Origin of the sequence: Bacillus cereus group sp. BfR-BA-01360 (assembly GCF_022663595.1) — a bacterium.
Taxonomy (GTDB): domain Bacteria; phylum Bacillota; class Bacilli; order Bacillales; family Bacillaceae_G; genus Bacillus_A; species Bacillus_A cytotoxicus.
Genome location: NZ_JAKUFV010000016.1, coordinates 32,171 through 49,409 on the forward strand (window position 1 = coordinate 32,171; position 17,239 = coordinate 49,409).

The window sequence follows — 17,239 nt, forward strand, 5'->3', positions numbered from 1 at the left end:
TCTTTTTCATTTATATGGATCATAAGCAATATTAGTGATTTGACATGAAATATGAACGAGCTGGTCCATCTTGCTGTTTTAAAAAGAGAAATAGAGACTGCCCACAGGTTATAGTTTTGGACGGCCCCTACATAAGTTTGTTTAGTTCCAAATTACTTTCATAATCTTTTCATACTCATCATTCGCTAATTGATATAGCATTCTCGCATGTTCGAAGACGAGCGCTGGGTTAAAATGTGGCTCTGAAAAGGCAAGGGAAGTGGAGATATCGATAATATTTCTATTGTTCAGTGTAAACTTTGCAAATCTATATGATGTGTTCAGCTCGTTTAACATATATAAAATGTCACTTTTGGATGTTGAATCAGCTAATTGTGCAACATTGAAGCAATATATATCTACAGTTGGATGGTCATTATGGAAGGCTGCGATTAGGTGTATTTTTGCGCCACTTTCTGTAGTTAAATTTACTGTGAAATGTACGGAACCATCATTTTCATCAACGATTTCTTCCATATATATATCATTGGACTTTAAATAGTCTTTAAAGTCGGAAATATTATGTTTTACGGCTGCTTTCATTTGTATGTGCCTCCTGTTAATTAAAATATTCTGCTATCTTTTATTATAATTTAAAGATATAAAAATTGATAGTTTAAAAAGTTTTAATTTTAGAAATTCTTAAATTGATAGATATATAAAGCACCAGCTTTATTTCTATAGAGCTGGGGCTTTGATTAATTGTTATGAGACTCTGTTTCTGTATCTTCTTCATTTTCATTATGATTTGAATCCTGATTTTCTTCTGCTTCAGGGTTAGATTGCTTTTTCTTATCTGACTCTTTCTTTGTATATGCAGGTAATCCAAGATGTTCACGAAGTTCATTTGTTAAGCTTTTTAAATTCTTTTCATCTGGTTTATAGTAATATGTTCTACCACCACCAGCAGATTTGCTGCATGTGTCATCACCTTTAGCCATGTAGCAGTCTGTTCCTTCAATTTGTAATTTTTCAAGTGTAGAATCAGAACCGTATTTATAAAATGATAACATATCATCAAATGTTAAGTTTGTAACGAATTGTCCGTTAATATCATCAATAATATTTCCTACTTTTGTAACGGAACCAACGCTTGTTAGTTTCTTTAAAATTGCTTCAATCACAAGTTGTTGACGTTGTCCGCGCATTGCGTCGCTATCGATATGACGCGTTCTAGCAAGTGCAAGTGCTTCCTCACTATTTAATTTTTGAACCCCTTTTTTCAAGTGAATTGCATCTGGATTATCGTTACTATCTTGTTCTGTGAATTCAACAGGAACATCCACTTTAATGCCACCTAAATCATCAACAATTTTCATAAAGGATTTGAAATTGAATTTGACAAAGTAATCGACAGGAACATGTAGTAATTTTTCTACGGCATCGATACTTGCTTGTGGTCCGCCATTTTTCCCGTTTTTCGCTGAACCGTATGCATGTGCATGTGTAATTTTATCTTTTTTCTTTTCTACGGGAATATATGTGTATGTGTCGCGCGGGATGCTCAATAGCTTGACCGTTTTACTATCTTTATTAAAAGTTGCTAGTAATAGGGCATCAGTACGGATTGCGTTACCGTATTCTTTTCCGCGGACATCGCTTTCATCAACACCCATTATTAATACAGATACATTATTTGTAATAGGTTTTACAGCTTTATCACGCAAATCTGATTTATTACCGCGCGCTAAATCGTGAGCGGCATTTCGAACAGCAGAAGATGCTTTATTGACTAAAAACCAAGTATAACCTCCTCCTATTATTAAAAATAATAAAAGGGCGCTTATAATAATTTTTGTTTTTTTCTTTCCTTTTTTCTTTGTATTACTACGTGTATTCTCTTGTAAAGATGGGTTTTGATCCATTTCATGTACTCCTTCATTTGGATTGAAATACGAAACTCATATCAACTAATTATAATGAAATTTAGTGCAAAAGAACATTACAAATTATTTACATTTCGCAAAAATTCAATTTATTTTATGGGAAGTCAGATTTATATAGCATGTCATTATTATGTTTTATGAATATATGACAAGTATAATAGGTTTTATGTGAAATGAAAATATGTAATGTGAGAAAAGCATAGGAATGTCAAATTTGTTGGAATATGTCCAAGAAGAGAAGGAACGGGGCTATTTTATATAATTCAGCAGAAAAGCGACTTTGGTAAAAACAAAAAAGACGCCTGATTCAAGCGTCTCTTTTGTCTTTATAATGTTTGTCTTAATGAGAATTTTCCTTGTTCCCCTAACACACCATCTGCAATGTTGACAGCATGGTCACCGATACGTTCTAAATTACTTACCATATCGACAAAGATAATGCTCGCATCACCGGAGCAACTGCGCTCATTTAGGCGCATCACATGGCGTTTACGCAATACGCGTTCCATTTGATCAATTTTACGTTCTTTCGTAATGACTGTTTGAGCAAGTTCGGTGTCAAAGTTTGTTAAAGCATGGATCGCATCTTGTAATGTAGAAACTGTTAACTCTAGCATTTCATTTAGTTCTTCCATGGCTTCAGTAGATAGTGTAATTCGATTGGAATTTTGAGAGTCTACAAGCTCGATTAAATTTTCAACGTGATCTCCAATGCGTTCGATATCTCCGACAACAGATGATAATGCGGAATGTTTTTCAGAATCTATTGGCGAAAGAGGCTTTTCAGACAGCAATACTAAATAGTCGGTAATTTTTCGATCTAAATTATTAATCGCCCCTTCTAGTTGAGCTGCCATATCCGCGTGCTTCTTTTCTTTCGTATTTAAAAAGCAGCGCGCTTCTTTTAGTCCGTGTAATGCAAACTCTGCCATGCGAATCGTTTCTTTTTGTGCTTCTGTTAAAGCGATAGCAGGAGATTGTTCAATGAAAATAGGATTTAAGTGCTGCGGCTTACAGTCGATAGCAGCATCATCTCCACGAATGATTTTTGTTACAATCCAAGCTAAGACAGCGATGAATGGAAACTGAATTATTGTATTTGTCACGTTAAATGTTCCGTGTGCAAAGGCAATTGTCATTTCAGGATTTAAGTTTAATGATGTTTGGAAATATTGAATTAAACTTGTAAAAGGTATTAATAAGATTGTAAAGATAATGGTTCCAACGATATTAAAGATAACATGTACGAATGCCGCACGTCTCGCCGCGATAGAAGTACCAATTGCTGCTAAAACAGCGGTAATCGTCGTTCCGATATTATCACCAAATAATACAGGAAGTGCAGCTTTTAAATCAATTGCTCCTTGCCCGAATAACTCTTGCAAGATTCCAATTGTTGCACTTGAACTTTGTACAATTAAAGTAAATACAGTACCAACAATCACACCTAAAATAGGATTATTACTCATACTTACTGTTAGCTCCTGGAATGATTCTAAAGAACGGAGTGGTTTCATACCTGTACTCATTAATTCTAAACCGAAGAATAACATCCCAAATCCGAATACGACTTGTCCAAGAGATTGTACTTTTTTATTTTTAAAGAAGAATAGGAAGATTGCTCCGATTGCCATAATAGGAAGAGCATATTCTCCAATTTTAATTCCAATAATAAATGCTGTAACAGTTGTTCCAATATTTGCCCCCATAATGACGCCGATGGCTTGTCGTAACGTCATAAAGCCAGCACTTACAAGTCCAACTGTTAAAGCGGTTGTACCAGAACTAGATTGAATAAGCACAGTAACTAACATACCAGCTAGTACACCCATCAGTGGATTTGTTGTGAAGCGATCGAGAATATCACGGAGACGATCTCCAGCTGCTTGTTGCAGTCCATCTCCCATGTATTTAATTCCGAATAAGAAAATACCTAACCCCCCAATAAATTGGAAGAGCATATCTTGAATATTAAATTCCACGAATTCCACTCCTTATATTTCATGTACGGTGTAATTATTAACTAAACCTTGATTGACTGTAAACGGATTATCGTTAAAATTTACACTAAATTTACAAAGGAATAAAAAGTTTACATTTACTTAAAGAATCTTCTGGATTTAATTGGTTTTAAAAGTAAGTTTGTAAAAAACAATGATGAAGAAGCGTTATACATATTGTGAGGTCAATATACGAAAAATATGCAGATTATGAAGAGGATATGAATGAATAAGTAATATATAAATATATTGTTACTTTGGCAATAACGTAACAACAAAATTAAAATATCATCGTAATGAATAAGAAAAGCCGCTGAACCTCTGTTATCCAGCAGCTTTTTCGTGTCTTTTCCCTAATCGTCTTTCTTTTCTTACATTTGTTATGTAAATGAAAAGGAAGACGATTAGCAACACGGATGAGTAACGATATACAGTTGCATAGTCTGTAAAATGGGCAATAAATCCGAACAGAATTGCTCCAGCACCGATGCCAAGGTCAAATGCAGAGAAGAATGTTGCAGTAGCGACACCTCGTCTGTGCGGAGAAACCCGGTCAATCATCCATGCCTGCAAGGCAGGTTGAATGGCCCCAAATCCACTACCATAACAACTAGCAGCAATAATTAAATTTGGTATCGCTGTTGTATACGATAGAAGAATAATTCCTGCAAAAGTTAGTAAAACACCAGGAATGATTACAAATATATGTCCTTTTGCATCATATAACTTTCCAGAAAAGGGACGAGTTACAGCGATTGCAAGTGCGTTAAATAAGAAGAAAAGACTAATATCAGTAATTCCGACTTGTGCAGCAAATAATGTAATAAAGCTACCAATTCCTCCATACATAAGGGTAATACATAAAATTAATAATGAAGGAAGTAAAGCTTTTTTCTCAATAAAACCATCTAAAAATGTCTCGGGTTTTTGTAGAAGTGGCTTTGCCATTTCTTTCATTTTTAATAGTTTTGTTAAAATGAGAGAAACAACAGTACAAGATAGTGCACATAAAAAAAGAATAGTAAAGTTATAGTTTTGCATAATCCATAATCCGATGAGAGGACCAAGTGCCATTGCCATCGTTCCAGACAGACCAAAATATCCCATTCCTTCCCCGCGGCGAGCAGGTGGAATTAAGTCAGAGACAATCGTCCCATATGTAGTGGTTGTCATACCGAAACCAGCTCCGTGTAAAATCCGGACAGCTAGTAGAAGAAATACTGTTGAAGCAAACAAATAACTGCCCATAGCTAGCAAACAAATGGCAGTCCCAGTCATTAAAATAATTTTTTTATCAAACTTCTGCAATGCATTTCCTGTTAAGGGGCGAATAAAAAGTGCTGCAACGGTAAATATGCCGACAACAAAACCAATATTAGAACTTGAGCCACCAATTTCTTTTACGTAAACAGGAAGCGTTGGAATTAACATTTGAAAACCTAAGAACATACATAAATTAGCGAAAATTAGCGCGATAAATTCTTTTGTCCATAAGGATTCTCGCTCTATAAGTGCAGCTTCTCCCATATATTCATCTCCTATATTATAATTTTTCTCTGTTCCTTCGAGTATATGTATTGGCCAATGTAACAGTCAAGAAAGTTGAACTGAAGTAGAGGAATGATTTTTTATATAAAAAAGATTTACAAATTTGTGTAAAGACTACACAATTCTTTGAAAAAGAGTTAAAGTATAGATGTATAGTCTGCTAGTTGTTATGATTGACAGAAGTTTTTCGGAAAAGAAAATGGATTCAAAAATGTAGTAAATGGTTAGGGGATATAGTTATTCATCTACATTTATTTGTAAAGGTTTACAATTATGATGAAGAAAGAGGCGTATACTTTATGAGACAATTAGGTATTTCTATTTATCCAGAACATTCTACAGTAGAGAAAGATAAGGAATATTTAACATTAGCACATCAGTATGGATTTACACGAGTATTTACATGTTTATTATCCGTTGATGGAGACAAAGAAACAGTTATGAAAGAATTTAAGGAAACGATTTCTCATGCAAATGAATTAGGTTTTCAAGTACTCGTTGATATAAGTCCAGCAGTGTTTAAGCAGCTTGGTATTTCTTATGATGATTTATCGTTTTTCCATAAATTAGGTGCATATGGCATTCGGCTAGATGTTGGTTTTTCAGGATTAGAAGAATCTATTATGACATATAATCCATATGGGCTAAAAATCGAGATTAATATGAGCAATGGTACAAAATATGTTGATAATATTATGAGTCATCGTCCAAACAAAGAAAATTTAATTGGTTGTCATAATTTCTATCCACATCGCTATTCGGGTCTTTCTTATGATCACTTTATGAAATGTTCAAAACAGTTTAAAGAGTATGGAATGAGAACGGCAGCATTTGTTACATCTTTTGATGCAACATATGGTCCGTGGCCGGTAACGGAAGGGTTATGTACAATCGAACAACATCGTGAATTACCAATTACAACACAAGCGAAGCATTTATTTGCAACAGGGGTCATTGATGATGTCATTATTGCAAATGCATACGCATCAGAAGCTGAGCTAAAAGCACTTGGGGCAATCAATAAAGAAAAGCAAATATTTGATGTGGAAATTTATGATACAACAACAGAGTTAGAGAGAAAGATTATATTGGAAGAACCGCATTTCTATCGTGGGGACGTATCAGAATATATGATTCGCTCAACACAAAGCCGCGTGAAATATAAAAAAGAAGAATTTAAACCGCATCATACAAGAGCGATTAAACGAGGCGATATTTTAATCGATAATGAAGAGTACGGTCAGTATAAAGGGGAATTACAAATTGCCTTAAAAGATATGGTGAATACAGGAAAGACAAACGTAGTGGGCCGTATAGTGGAAGAAGAGATTTTCTTACTCGATTATTTACAAGCATGGGATAAATTTGGATTTACATGGAAGAAATGATCATACAAAAAATGGTAGAGAGCATCTTCTCTACCATTTTTTATTCATAACGTAAACACTCGATTGGATCAAGCTTTGCCGCTTTATTAGCTGGTAGTAAACCAAATAAAATCCCAATGAGCATAGAAAGTGCGACAGAAATAATTCCTAATTTTACGGAAACGACAAGTGGCCATCCAGCAAACATAGCAACGATCCAAGCGAAGAAAATACCGAGTAGGAATCCAATGAATCCGCCTAATGCTGTTAGAATGCAAGATTCAATAAGGAATTGCAGCAATATTTTTCCACGCGTTGCCCCAATTGCTTTTCGGATTCCAATTTCACGCGTTCGCTCTGTTACAGATACGAGCATAATATTCATAACACCAATGCCGCCAACAAGTAATGAAATGGCTGCAATACCACCGAATACACTTTTTAATATACCTGTAAAGTTATCAATTTCTTTTAAAGCTTCTTGCGGATCTTGTATTTTAAATTCTCCTGTATACTCAGGCTTTTTTGCATCATTTAATGATTTTATAACCGCATCTTGCACAGTTTGTTTATCTTGAGCTGGATCTATTTTTACTGTAATGCCATCATAATTATTTTTTCCAAATAGGATAGGCCAATTTTCAACAGAAATGATACCTTCTTTGAATTTCATGCCGCCCATCATAGATTCTTTAGAGTATACACCAACTACTTTATAAGGTGTACCTTTTATGTCTATATATAAGTTTGGTTTCCATGAAGAAAATAATTTATGAAATGCTTCTTTATTTAACATAATGGAATGTTCTGGTCGATCTAAATCAGAAGCTGTTAAAAACCTTCCATGTTCGAGATGGAATTTAGAGGAATCTTCAAAATAGTCACCTTTTGCCCCGATGATATCAAGATTTAATTCTTCTTTTCCTGCATATACTTTTTCTTTTCCACTTACATCCGGGTATACATCTTGAACTCCACTGATTTTTAATACATTGTCATACATGCTTGCTGATACTTTTCCATCCATATCTGAGTAATCTTCAGTCATATAGTTTACGGAGAATTGGTCTTTCTTTTCTTTTCCAATTTGCTCGCGGAACTTTTCATTTGTTCCGTCCCCGATTGAGATGATTGTAATGATGGCACTAACCCCAATGATAATCCCAAGCATTGTTAAAACGGAGCGCATTTTATGAGCGAAGATAGAGGAAAGGGCCATACGTATATTTTCATTTGTGTTCAATGTTAACCTCTCCAATCTTGAACGATATTTCCGTCACGAATTACAATTTGGCGCGCAGCTGCCTCTCCAATCTCTCTATCATGAGTAATCATAATAATGGTTGAACCTTGTTTGTTTAATTCGTAAAAGAGATCCATAATTTGTTTGCTCGTTTTTGTATCAAGCGCACCGGTCGGTTCATCAGCGAGGATGAACTTCGGATTATTTACAATGGCACGGGCAACGGCTACACGTTGTTTTTGCCCACCAGATAATTCATTTGGTAAATGTGTGGCACGTTCTGCTAACCCAACTTTTGTGAGAGCTACCAATGCGCGTTCTCTGCGTTCTTTTTTGTCTACTCCTGCGTAAATGAGCGGGAGTTCTACATTTTGTAGAGCACTGAGACGTGGGAGTAACATGAAGTTTTGGAATACAAATCCAATCTCCTTATTGCGAACATGAGCAAGCTCTGTTTCAGACATATTTGAGATGTTTTGACCGGCCAATAAATACGTACCTGTTGTTGGTTTATCTAAGCAGCCAATCACATTCATTAACGTTGACTTACCAGAACCAGACGGTCCCATAATGGAAGTAAACTCACCTTGGTTCAGTGTGATATCAATACCGTGCAAAACTTGAACGGATTCTGCACCATTTTGAAAAGATTTCGTGATGCCTTTTAATTCAATCATTGGGTGTTGACCTCCATGCCATCTTTTAAGTCTTTATCAGGTTTAGAAACGATTTGTTCTCCTTTTTTTACACCGGAAACTTTTGCTTCGCTATCTGTTTCGAATTCAACAGTGATTGGTTGTTCTTTTACCTTTCCATCTTTCATAACAAAGACAACGTTTTTATCCCCTTTTTTCACAATGCTACTTTTGGGGATAACAGTGCCAGTTGCTGCACCGGATGTATTTGTTACATATACATGGAATCCATTTTGCAAGTCTTCGCTATTATCTAATGTAACAATAAATTGGTAATTAGAAACGGTTTTGTTTTCATCCATGCTTTTGATCGGTGTTGAAGAGAGTTCTGTTACTTTTCCAGTCCATTTTTTTCCTGGTACTGTTTTGGAAGTAATGGTCACTTCTTGCCCGACTTTGACATGAGCTAATTCGAACTCTGACAGTTGTCCTTTTACTTTTAATGGACCAGTGTGACGAATTGTAATCCCGTTTAGACCTGTTTTTTCATCCGTATTTTTGGTAATCTCATCAATGAAACCATCTACAGGGCTTGTTACCGAAAGAGTAGTTAATTTTTCTTTGTTTGTTTTTATCATTTGTTCCGCTTTTTCGACTTCAAATTTTTTTATTTCAAGTTGTGATTCAAGCTGTTGTACTTCTGTTTCTGCCGCTTTTAGCATTTCTTGAGGTGCTCCAGCGTTTTTGTTTTTTTGTAATGTTTGTTTTGCTGTATCAATTTGTTTCTTTAATAATGTTACTTCTTTTTCAGCTAATTTCTTTTGCATTTCTGCCTCTGTAACACTTAATTTCATAGTAGGGTCATTGTACGTGAAAAGAAGTTGCCCTTTTTTCACTTCATCGCCTTTTTGGACAGCTAGTTCATAAGTTCCTTTTGATGGATCGAATGCAATTGTCTCCATCCCATTTGGAATGACTTCACCGCCGAATTTTTGTGTGTTTTCAATTTGCTTTTCGGTTACTTTATAACCACTATAGGCGATTGCTACATCAGAAGAGCCTCCAGTAAAAGCAAAATAGGAACCTGCTGCGATTCCAATTGCTACTACACTCGTAATGAATACCTTATTTTTCTTTTTCATTTATTTATCACCTTTTTGTTCGTTTTTATATCTATTTTCAGTATAGAAGAGAGGGAAAAAATGACAAATCGTTTTAGCTTACAATAACATTACAATTTTGTAAGGTTATTGTATGGCTACGAATGAGTCTGAGAAATGCGACTAAAGAAGGGAAGAAGATAAATTGATTGACGGACTTTTTCTTTCTTACAATAATATTAGGTGGAAGAGAATATCATAAGTAGCAATCGGCGTCTTTTTAGCTTTCATAAAATAGAGTTTATATGTTTGAGGAATAATCTGTATATAGAGATAAAAGGAAGGAGAGGGGGATGGAAACATATTTTCGAGGAGCGCCACGAACTCTATGGGCTCCATATTCAACACAACATGTGATTGTTCGATATACGATTGCTTTTTAATCCTGCTATTTTAGGGCAGTAAGACTCCCGCCTCAAGATTCAGAAAGAAGCAAGGAAGATAGGTGGGAGTAGCCCGATTGGTGAGAGTTCATAATTAGTGGGGGATGAAGAAAACCCCCACTAATTAAAGTTTCACTTTATTTCGTAGAAAGTTCACTTTCCATTTGTGTTTGCGGAATGAAATAACCAACAATTCCACCAAGGATTGCTGGGATGAGCCAACCGACTCCTAATTTATAAAAAGGAATTGTACTGACAATTGACGTAATAGCCGCTGGAACCATTCCGATATTATCAAGAGCGTTAATACAGCTAATGAAAAACGCTGCCGTCATTGCTCCGATATAAACAGATGGTTTTCGTTTTGTATATTTATCAATAAATGATACGAAAATCAAAATAATTGTAATTGGATATAAAATAATTAATACAGGTAATGTAATTTTAATAAGCAAACTTAGGCCTAAATTTGAAACAACAAAGCTAAAGATGCAAACAGATAGAACAAGTTGTTTGTAAGAAACGTTTGTTAATACGTTTGTAAAATAGTTAGCAAATGCACTTACGACACCGATTGCTGTTGTTAAACAAGCGAATATAATAGCGATGCTTAGTAAAATATTCCCGCTTGTCCCAAATAAGTGATACATAACAGTAGCTAACAATTGACCACCATTTTCAAACTGGCCAAGATTTCCGTGTGATGCCCCAATATAGCCAAGTAAGAAATAAACAATAGTTAAAAAGAATGCTGCAATGCTTCCGCAAATAATGGTGTACTTCGCAATCGATGTTTTTTCGTTAACGCCATTTTGGCGAATGGCATTTACAACAATTGTTGATAACACAAGAGCTCCGATTGCATCGAGTGTTAAAAATCCTTCAAGAAATCCTTTGAAAAATGGCATTTCCTTATAGTCGCCGATAGGTGCTACAAAAGAGCCGGGTGTAAGAATGGCTTTTATTGCCATAATTGCAATGATTCCAAGTAAAACAGGCGTTAATATTTTTCCAATATGATCAACTAGCTTAGATGGATTTAATGATAAAAAGTAGACGATCGTAAAGAAAATAAAACTAAAAACAAGCATAGAATACCATTGAGATTGAAAAATGGGTGCAATCCCAATTTCATAAGAAACAGAACTTGTTCTTGGAATTACAAATAGCGGGCCGATTGAAAGATAAATAATAATAGCTAATATTGCTGCGAATTTTGGATGAACACGGCTCGCTAAATTTTTAAAACTGCCGCCTGCAAGAGCAACAGCAACAATTGCCAATAATGATAACCCTACATCTGTAATAATAAATCCTGAAATAGACACCCACATATTCTGTCCAGAAGAAAGTCCGAGCAGAGGTGGGAAAATCATATTGCCAGCGCCAAAGAAAACTGCAAATAGCAATAAGCTAATGGAGAAAATTTGCGATGGCTTTAACGTATTACGCATATATAGAAAATCCTCCTAAGATTTTTGTCGAAAATTCAAATAATTTGTCGAGCAACTGTTATTATTTTAAAGGTCTGATGACTAGAAAGCAATAGGAAATTTTTAAAAAATAAAAATTAATACGTTAAACTGAATAATTATACTGTTTCTGAGGAGGTTGTTTTTTCAGTAAATAAAAAATACACATACCAGTAGGGTATGTGTTGAAATCAGTTAAAAATAAATCTTTCGATCACGTTCTTCTTTTAGAATTTCTACAGCTTCACGGAAGCGTTGTGAATGGACGATTTCACGTTCTCGTAAAAAGCGTAAGCTATCATTTATATCCGGGTCATCTGATAAGTTAATGAGCCATTGATATGTTGCTCTTGCTTTTTCTTCAGCTGCAATGTCTTCATATAAATCTGCGATTGGATCCCCTTTAGCCTGAATATAAGTTGCGGTAAAAGGCACACCAGCTGCATTATGATAATGTAAAGCGCTATCATGATCTGCGTAATGTGGATCAAGGCCAGCAGCTTTCATTTGCTCAGGCGATGCGTCTTTTGTTAGTTTATAAACCATTGTAGCAATCATTTCAAGGTGAGCAAATTCTTCTGTACCGATATCTGTCAGTAATCCAATTACTTTATCGGGAATTGTATAGCGCTGATTCAAATAGCGAAGCGCAGCAGCTAATTCGCCATCAGCACCACCATATTGCTCAATTAATAATTTGGCAAGTGCAGGATTACAAGTACTTACTTTTACAGGGTATTGTAATTTTTTCTCATAAATCCACATACTCTCTCTCCTTTATATTTGCCATGGCCAAGGACCTTTGCTCCATTCCCACGGAGCATTCGAGTAACTATTTCCAAATTGCTGAAGAGGGCCATATTTCTTTTCTATTTTTTGTTGTTGCAAGCGTCTTTGGTAAGACAAATCATTAAATTGTTCAATCGCTGCAACATCATTTGGATGTGTATCTAAATACAATGTTAGTTCAACGAGAGCAAAATCCAGTGCTTGTAGTTCTTCAAGCCACTCATAATATTCTTTTGGTAATGATTCAGCCACGATTATGCTCACCGCCCTTTTCCATATGGATTTTCGTAATAATCATAAAAAACAGGCCATAAAGTTCCTTTTTTTAAAGCTTCTTGTGGGGAAAACTGTGGTAAATTGGGTGGCTGAAATCCCAAATATAGATTAGGAGGAGTAGAGTAATATTTCTTTCCAATAGGAGGACAAGGGTCTTGAGGGCTATGATAGGGAACATAAGATTTCATATATTTGTTCATGATAGAACCTCCTTCTATAAAACTAAAAAACTCATCATTACATAATGTATTCAGACATAATCCCCTTTTATGACACATATAGAAAAAAGGAAAGCGTACAGGAGGGAGAGAGCGGTGGAGGAAATTATGAATGCTGTTTTATTAGAAGTAAGAAATTTAAAAGATACATTATATTTTTATGAAGGAATTTTAGGTCTAAAGCCTAGTTCAGAAAGACCACAATTAGATGTTACGGGTGTATGGTATGATGTTGGTTCGACGAGAATTTGTATTATGATGAACCAAAACCGAACGCATGGGATAAATGCAGAGCGGATTACGTCTAAAGAGATACGGATTGTTATTTCTGATATAGAAAAGGTGAAGAAAAAGCTAGCTTTTTATCAAATATCGTTTTCTGAAAAACATAATCCGAATGGAACGGGCATTATCGTTTATGATCCTGATCAACATGAACTATACATTGAATCAAAAATAAGTTAGTTTTCATGTGAACATTTTTTCGCTAAGAGTGTGTGAAATATAGTGTGGGAGGGGAAGGAAATATGGATCGAACTTATGAAGAAAGCGCATTATTTGAACATAAATTTTGGTTAAGGGTGCTTGGAGATCATGCTCAATTTCTTTTAGATGCGTTAGCTCCAAAAGAAAAGGGAGACATTGATAAGGCGAGGCATTTTGTTTCGAAGTTTGAAAAGTATTTAAGTCGAATTCATACTGTAAACTTAGTTGCATTTGCCAAAGAGGCGAAACAAGCAGCTGAGGAAATGAGAACATTTAAGTTAAGTATTGTGCAGAAGCAGTTGGAAGGAAAAGTCACAATTCATTTTACTCCTACTTTTATTAATCATATGGTAAATGAAGTCGAAGAGTATATAACGGTATTAGAATATTTAATAAAAGGTGAGGTACCACCTATTTTTCACGAATTACATTATCACCTTGTTTGGTTAACAGATGCGGCTGGCCATGCGGGATCGATTGCCGGGGAACTTGATTTGGTGGAGAAACGTTTGAAGGAAAAAAGCGAGGAATATGCGAAGCATTTTGAACAATTTTATTTAAAAGCTGTTGAAATGACAGGGTATTTACGTACAGAACTTCATCATTTTCCAGCCTTGAAAAAATTCACGAAAGATGTCTCGTTAGAGCTCAATCTTTTCTCGCATTTTCTTCATGAGCTAGAAGAATTAGAGTTATCCGAGCAAATACTCAGCTCGCTATCCGCAAGAATGGCAGATCATATGGCAAGAGAAGAATGTTATTATTTATTGAAATTAGCCCAATCATCTGGTTTAGAGATGCCAAAATGTAATCCGCTTTAAGGATGCCTAGAAAAGCCACTTTATCGCGTGGCTTTTTATTTATGTTTTTATTATTTAAGGGAATGCTAAACAGGCATAAAAGGAGAGGTTGTATCAAATATTTGAAGGGATTTTTATAACATTTTCGATATAAAGGGGAGGAACTCTCGTCTTATTATTCTTTAGACCTTTGTCGTATTTGATAAAGGTTTTTTTATACAAAAAAGGAGGTCGTATCGATGAAAAAAATGATGAACAGATTCCGATTTATCTTTCATTTTCGCCGTTTTGGTCCATTTCTATATGAATTTTTCACTTCAAAAGACGTTGCTCTTTCCAAGAAAGTATTAACCGTCGCTCTTCTAATTGGATATGCAGCCTTTCCGTTTGATATCATCCCGGATTTTCTACTTGGATTTGGTATATTAGATGACATTGCTGTTGTGGCTTTTATTTTACAGTTTATTGTAAAAATGGCACCGCCACATTTACAAGAGAAATACAATATTAAGAAAGAGTAGAGGGGGATGCATGGACAGTTTCCTATGGAAGATTCGTTTGGAAAATAGATGAATGATACAAGCAAATGGATGAAGAGGGCATACATATATAGGGAATGTGGTAAGAGAGAGGAGATAGAGAAACTATGGCTTGTAATTGTTCTGTAACCGCTTTAACTTGTTGTCCAGATGAAAGCAACAATTTTGTACAAGATAAAGTCTGTAATCCTTGGTCTAGTTCGGAAGCTAGTACGTTTACGGTCTATGGAAATAATATTAACCAAAATATCGTAGGGACTGGTTATCTAACATATGACGTTGGGCCTGGAGTGAGTCCTGCAAATGCGATTACGGTGAATGTATTGGATTCGGGTGGAGGAATTATTCAAACGTTTACAGTGACAGAAGGAATGAGCGTTGCTTTTACGTTCCGTCGCTTTGATGTGATTCAAATTGTAACGCCGGCTACGCCAGTAGGCACGTATCAAGGAGAGTTCTGTATTACAACGCGCTATGTCATGTCATAAAGGGGGATTTGAAATGGAAAATTATAGTGCGAACCTTTCGTGTTGTGCAAATTCGCAAAAAAATATTGTACAAGATAAAGTGTGTATAAATTGGACTGCATCCGCGGCACCTGCAATTATTTATGCCGATAATATTGCACAAGATATTTATGCATCAGGGTATTTGAAAGTAGATACCGGAACAGGTCCTGTTACGCTCGTTTTCTATAGTGGTGGTATAGGCGGAACGGCTGTAGAAACGATTACGGTGGCTACTGGAAGCGGTGCATCCTTTACAGTTAGACGTTTTGATACTGTGACAATTTTGGGAACAGCATCCGCGGAAACTGGCGAGTTTTGTATGACAATCCGATATACTTTAATTTAGCGAAATATAAAAAAATCGTGTGAACAAAGAAGCTGTTCACACGATTTTTTTATAAAATGTGGGACGCACTTACATACAATCACTTTTGAATTTACAGTATGTAATTTGACAACAATAGCGGCCTTCTATATAGACAGAAGGATCACTTGGTATATTGATAAGAGAAACAGACTGTAATCCTGAACCGGTATATGAAACAGTATTGCCTGGCAAGGCGGTTAACGTATTTGTCGTTTCACCTACAATTTGTACAGTAATCGCGGTTGTACTGTTTCGATTATTGTATACAGAAATACTACCTGATAATGACGACAGTCCATCTCCTTTCCAAAGTTCGAAAGTGGAGTCTGATTGTTTTAATTGATTTGTTTCAGGAAGAAACGTGTCATTTGTAATTAGGAAATTCCCTACAAATTCATTTGTAACGAATTCAGCGTTTGATATAGGAGGGGGGGGAGGACATGGGACTTCACATATAATAGATAAAGGAGCAAAACAGCCTATTTTTTTATGCTTTTGCATCGACATTCCCTCCTTATATGATTCGTTCTTACTATTATTAAATGTTGGACTATACTTGTCTTATTAATAAAGATTCATAAATCCGTCGTCTTTTTGAAAAGAAGACAGTGATGTGTAACTTCATATAGAAATGACACTCTATTTACAGTATTGTAATAGCCTTCATAAACAGTTCGATTTAGATTAATATGCTTTCGTTACAATAATCCTTGTATTGGATAAACCAAACGAGGAGGAGTTAGGTAGGGTAGAAAATTGCATGAAAGCTAAGAAATTTAATCAGCGTATTCGCACTTATATCATTTCCATAGAATCCTTCGATTCAAGCAGAGGAGACAAAGCTTATATTTCCAGTTGTAAGTGATGTGCATATCAAAAATAGTGGTGCAGATGATATATTTCGCTGGAAGCGAGCGATTGAGCAGTTGAATATGCTTGTGCTGAAGCAAGATATATTTGTTATTGTGGGAGACTGTACAGATACAGGTTCAGGAGGGTAATATGATCGTTTTATGCAGATGATGGGCTTCTTTTTTGCTATACTAAAAGTAGAAGAAGCTTGAATAAGGGAGCGAATGACTTTGGAAGAGAAAAAACTAAAAAAAATTCTTGAATATGTATGGATCGCTGTTGTGCTCCTTGTTGGATATTATTTTTTGAAAGATAAAAGCATATGGATTTTATTTGTAATGACATTTTTATTGGCTGGGTTAGGAACGTTATTCATTAACTTTTTCTTTGACAGTGTAGCAGTATGGAAAAAGAAGAAAGACAAAAAATAATCGAATAGAAAGATATGAGAAATCGCTCGCTTTATGGCATAGTGAGCGATTTTTTTATAGTGAAAGTTTAAGTTTGTTTTGTTTGTCAGGAGATATAGTCCTATAACAAGCCAGAAGGTAAAGCTAATCCACGTTATTGCGGAAGGTTACTCATTCAATATACGCAATAGCAATGATCGGGAATATTGGGACAAAAGGAGTCCGGAATCTTCTTTTGAAATTTGGATGTGTTTTAATAA

19 protein-coding genes and 2 pseudogenes are annotated in these 17,239 nt (G+C 35.4%); 8 read left to right on the top strand and 13 right to left on the bottom strand.

The features are described 5' to 3' along the window. Positions 1-141: 141 nt before the first annotated feature. The 4 genes from MR056_RS14865 to MR056_RS14880 form a co-directional block, all read right to left on the bottom strand. Complete coding sequence (locus MR056_RS14865) at positions 142-582, bottom strand: hypothetical protein (RefSeq protein WP_011983750.1); 441 nt, start codon at positions 580-582, stop codon at positions 142-144. Between the two features lie 155 nt (positions 583-737). Then, a complete protein-coding gene (locus tag MR056_RS14870; protein ID WP_210351937.1) occupies positions 738-1,904 on the bottom strand; it encodes an LCP family protein in 1,167 nt (388 codons plus the stop codon). Between the two features lie 347 nt (positions 1,905-2,251). Next, positions 2,252-3,907 carry a Na/Pi cotransporter family protein gene (locus MR056_RS14875; RefSeq protein ID WP_242136578.1) on the bottom strand — a complete coding sequence of 552 codons (1,656 nt, stop codon included), beginning with the start codon at positions 3,905-3,907 and terminating at the stop codon, positions 2,252-2,254. A 342-nt stretch (positions 3,908-4,249) separates the two neighbouring features. Further along, positions 4,250-5,452, bottom strand: coding sequence for an MFS transporter (locus MR056_RS14880; protein ID WP_011983753.1), 1,203 nt, complete (start codon positions 5,450-5,452; stop codon positions 4,250-4,252). Between the two features lie 320 nt (positions 5,453-5,772). Here MR056_RS14880 and MR056_RS14885 point away from each other — a divergent pair, with 320 nt between their 5' ends. Beyond that, positions 5,773-6,861 (top strand): DUF871 domain-containing protein, encoded by a 1,089-nt coding sequence (locus tag MR056_RS14885; protein WP_011983754.1) that lies wholly within the window; start codon positions 5,773-5,775, stop codon positions 6,859-6,861. Positions 6,862-6,901: 40 nt separating this feature from the next. On the opposite strand, the gene MR056_RS14890 is transcribed toward MR056_RS14885, so the two are convergent. From MR056_RS14890 to MR056_RS14920, 7 genes are all read right to left on the bottom strand, one after another. Next, positions 6,902-8,059, bottom strand: coding sequence for an ABC transporter permease (locus tag MR056_RS14890; RefSeq protein WP_416377774.1), 1,158 nt, complete (start codon positions 8,057-8,059; stop codon positions 6,902-6,904). Positions 8,060-8,085: 26 nt separating this feature from the next. Continuing rightward, positions 8,086-8,760, bottom strand: a complete 675-nt coding sequence (locus tag MR056_RS14895) for an ABC transporter ATP-binding protein (RefSeq protein ID WP_011983756.1) — start codon at positions 8,758-8,760, stop codon at positions 8,086-8,088. Beyond that, a complete protein-coding gene (locus MR056_RS14900; RefSeq protein ID WP_011983757.1) occupies positions 8,757-9,860 on the bottom strand; it encodes an efflux RND transporter periplasmic adaptor subunit in 1,104 nt (367 codons plus the stop codon). The genes MR056_RS14895 and MR056_RS14900 overlap by 4 nt, the downstream gene beginning before the upstream one ends. Before the next feature lie 538 nt (positions 9,861-10,398). Further along, the gene (gene brnQ2 / locus MR056_RS14905) at positions 10,399-11,715 is read right to left on the bottom strand and encodes a branched-chain amino acid transport system II carrier protein BrnQ2 (protein WP_011983758.1); all 1,317 of its coding nucleotides are present in this window, start codon (positions 11,713-11,715) and stop codon (positions 10,399-10,401) included. A 213-nt stretch (positions 11,716-11,928) separates the two neighbouring features. Beyond that, positions 11,929-12,498 carry a spore coat protein CotJC gene (gene cotJC, locus MR056_RS14910; protein WP_011983759.1) on the bottom strand — a complete coding sequence of 190 codons (570 nt, stop codon included), beginning with the start codon at positions 12,496-12,498 and terminating at the stop codon, positions 11,929-11,931. A gap of 12 nt (positions 12,499-12,510) precedes the next feature. After that, positions 12,511-12,774, bottom strand: coding sequence for a spore coat protein CotJB (locus MR056_RS14915; RefSeq protein ID WP_011983760.1), 264 nt, complete (start codon positions 12,772-12,774; stop codon positions 12,511-12,513). A gap of 8 nt (positions 12,775-12,782) precedes the next feature. Beyond that, the gene (locus MR056_RS14920; RefSeq protein ID WP_011983761.1) at positions 12,783-12,998 is read right to left on the bottom strand and encodes a spore coat associated protein CotJA; all 216 of its coding nucleotides are present in this window, start codon (positions 12,996-12,998) and stop codon (positions 12,783-12,785) included. A gap of 114 nt (positions 12,999-13,112) precedes the next feature. Here MR056_RS14920 and MR056_RS14925 point away from each other — a divergent pair, with 114 nt between their 5' ends. The 5 genes from MR056_RS14925 (at position 13,113) to MR056_RS14945 (ending at position 15,696) form a co-directional block, all read left to right on the top strand. Next, the gene (locus MR056_RS14925; RefSeq protein ID WP_041809463.1) at positions 13,113-13,481 is read left to right on the top strand and encodes a VOC family protein; all 369 of its coding nucleotides are present in this window, start codon (positions 13,113-13,115) and stop codon (positions 13,479-13,481) included. A 62-nt stretch (positions 13,482-13,543) separates the two neighbouring features. Further along, entirely contained in the window at positions 13,544-14,323 is a 780-nt protein-coding gene (locus MR056_RS14930; protein WP_011983763.1) for a DUF2935 domain-containing protein, read from the top strand. A 218-nt stretch (positions 14,324-14,541) separates the two neighbouring features. Further along, on the top strand, positions 14,542-14,823 hold the full coding sequence (locus MR056_RS14935) for a YkvA family protein (RefSeq protein ID WP_011983764.1): 282 nt from the start codon (positions 14,542-14,544) through the stop codon (positions 14,821-14,823). 125 nt (positions 14,824-14,948) lie between these two features. Next, positions 14,949-15,329 (top strand): DUF3992 domain-containing protein, encoded by a 381-nt coding sequence (locus MR056_RS14940; protein ID WP_011983765.1) that lies wholly within the window; start codon positions 14,949-14,951, stop codon positions 15,327-15,329. 13 nt (positions 15,330-15,342) lie between these two features. Next, on the top strand, positions 15,343-15,696 hold the full coding sequence (locus tag MR056_RS14945; RefSeq protein WP_011983766.1) for a DUF3992 domain-containing protein: 354 nt from the start codon (positions 15,343-15,345) through the stop codon (positions 15,694-15,696). 69 nt (positions 15,697-15,765) lie between these two features. Here the strand turns inward: MR056_RS14945 and MR056_RS14950 are convergent, their stop codons facing one another. Then, a complete protein-coding gene (locus MR056_RS14950; RefSeq protein ID WP_011983767.1) occupies positions 15,766-16,218 on the bottom strand; it encodes an S-Ena type endospore appendage in 453 nt (150 codons plus the stop codon). Between the two features lie 278 nt (positions 16,219-16,496). Here MR056_RS14950 and MR056_RS14955 point away from each other — a divergent pair. Continuing rightward, positions 16,497-16,715: pseudogene (locus MR056_RS14955) on the top strand (hypothetical protein); the annotation flags it as partial. A gap of 84 nt (positions 16,716-16,799) precedes the next feature. Continuing rightward, complete coding sequence (locus tag MR056_RS14960; protein WP_041809466.1) at positions 16,800-17,000, top strand: hypothetical protein; 201 nt, start codon at positions 16,800-16,802, stop codon at positions 16,998-17,000. A gap of 71 nt (positions 17,001-17,071) precedes the next feature. On the opposite strand, the pseudogene MR056_RS22720 reads toward MR056_RS14960, so the two are convergent. Beyond that, a pseudogene (locus MR056_RS22720) lies at positions 17,072-17,234 on the bottom strand (amino acid permease C-terminal domain-containing protein); the annotation flags it as partial. Between the last annotated feature and the right edge of the window lie 5 nt (positions 17,235-17,239).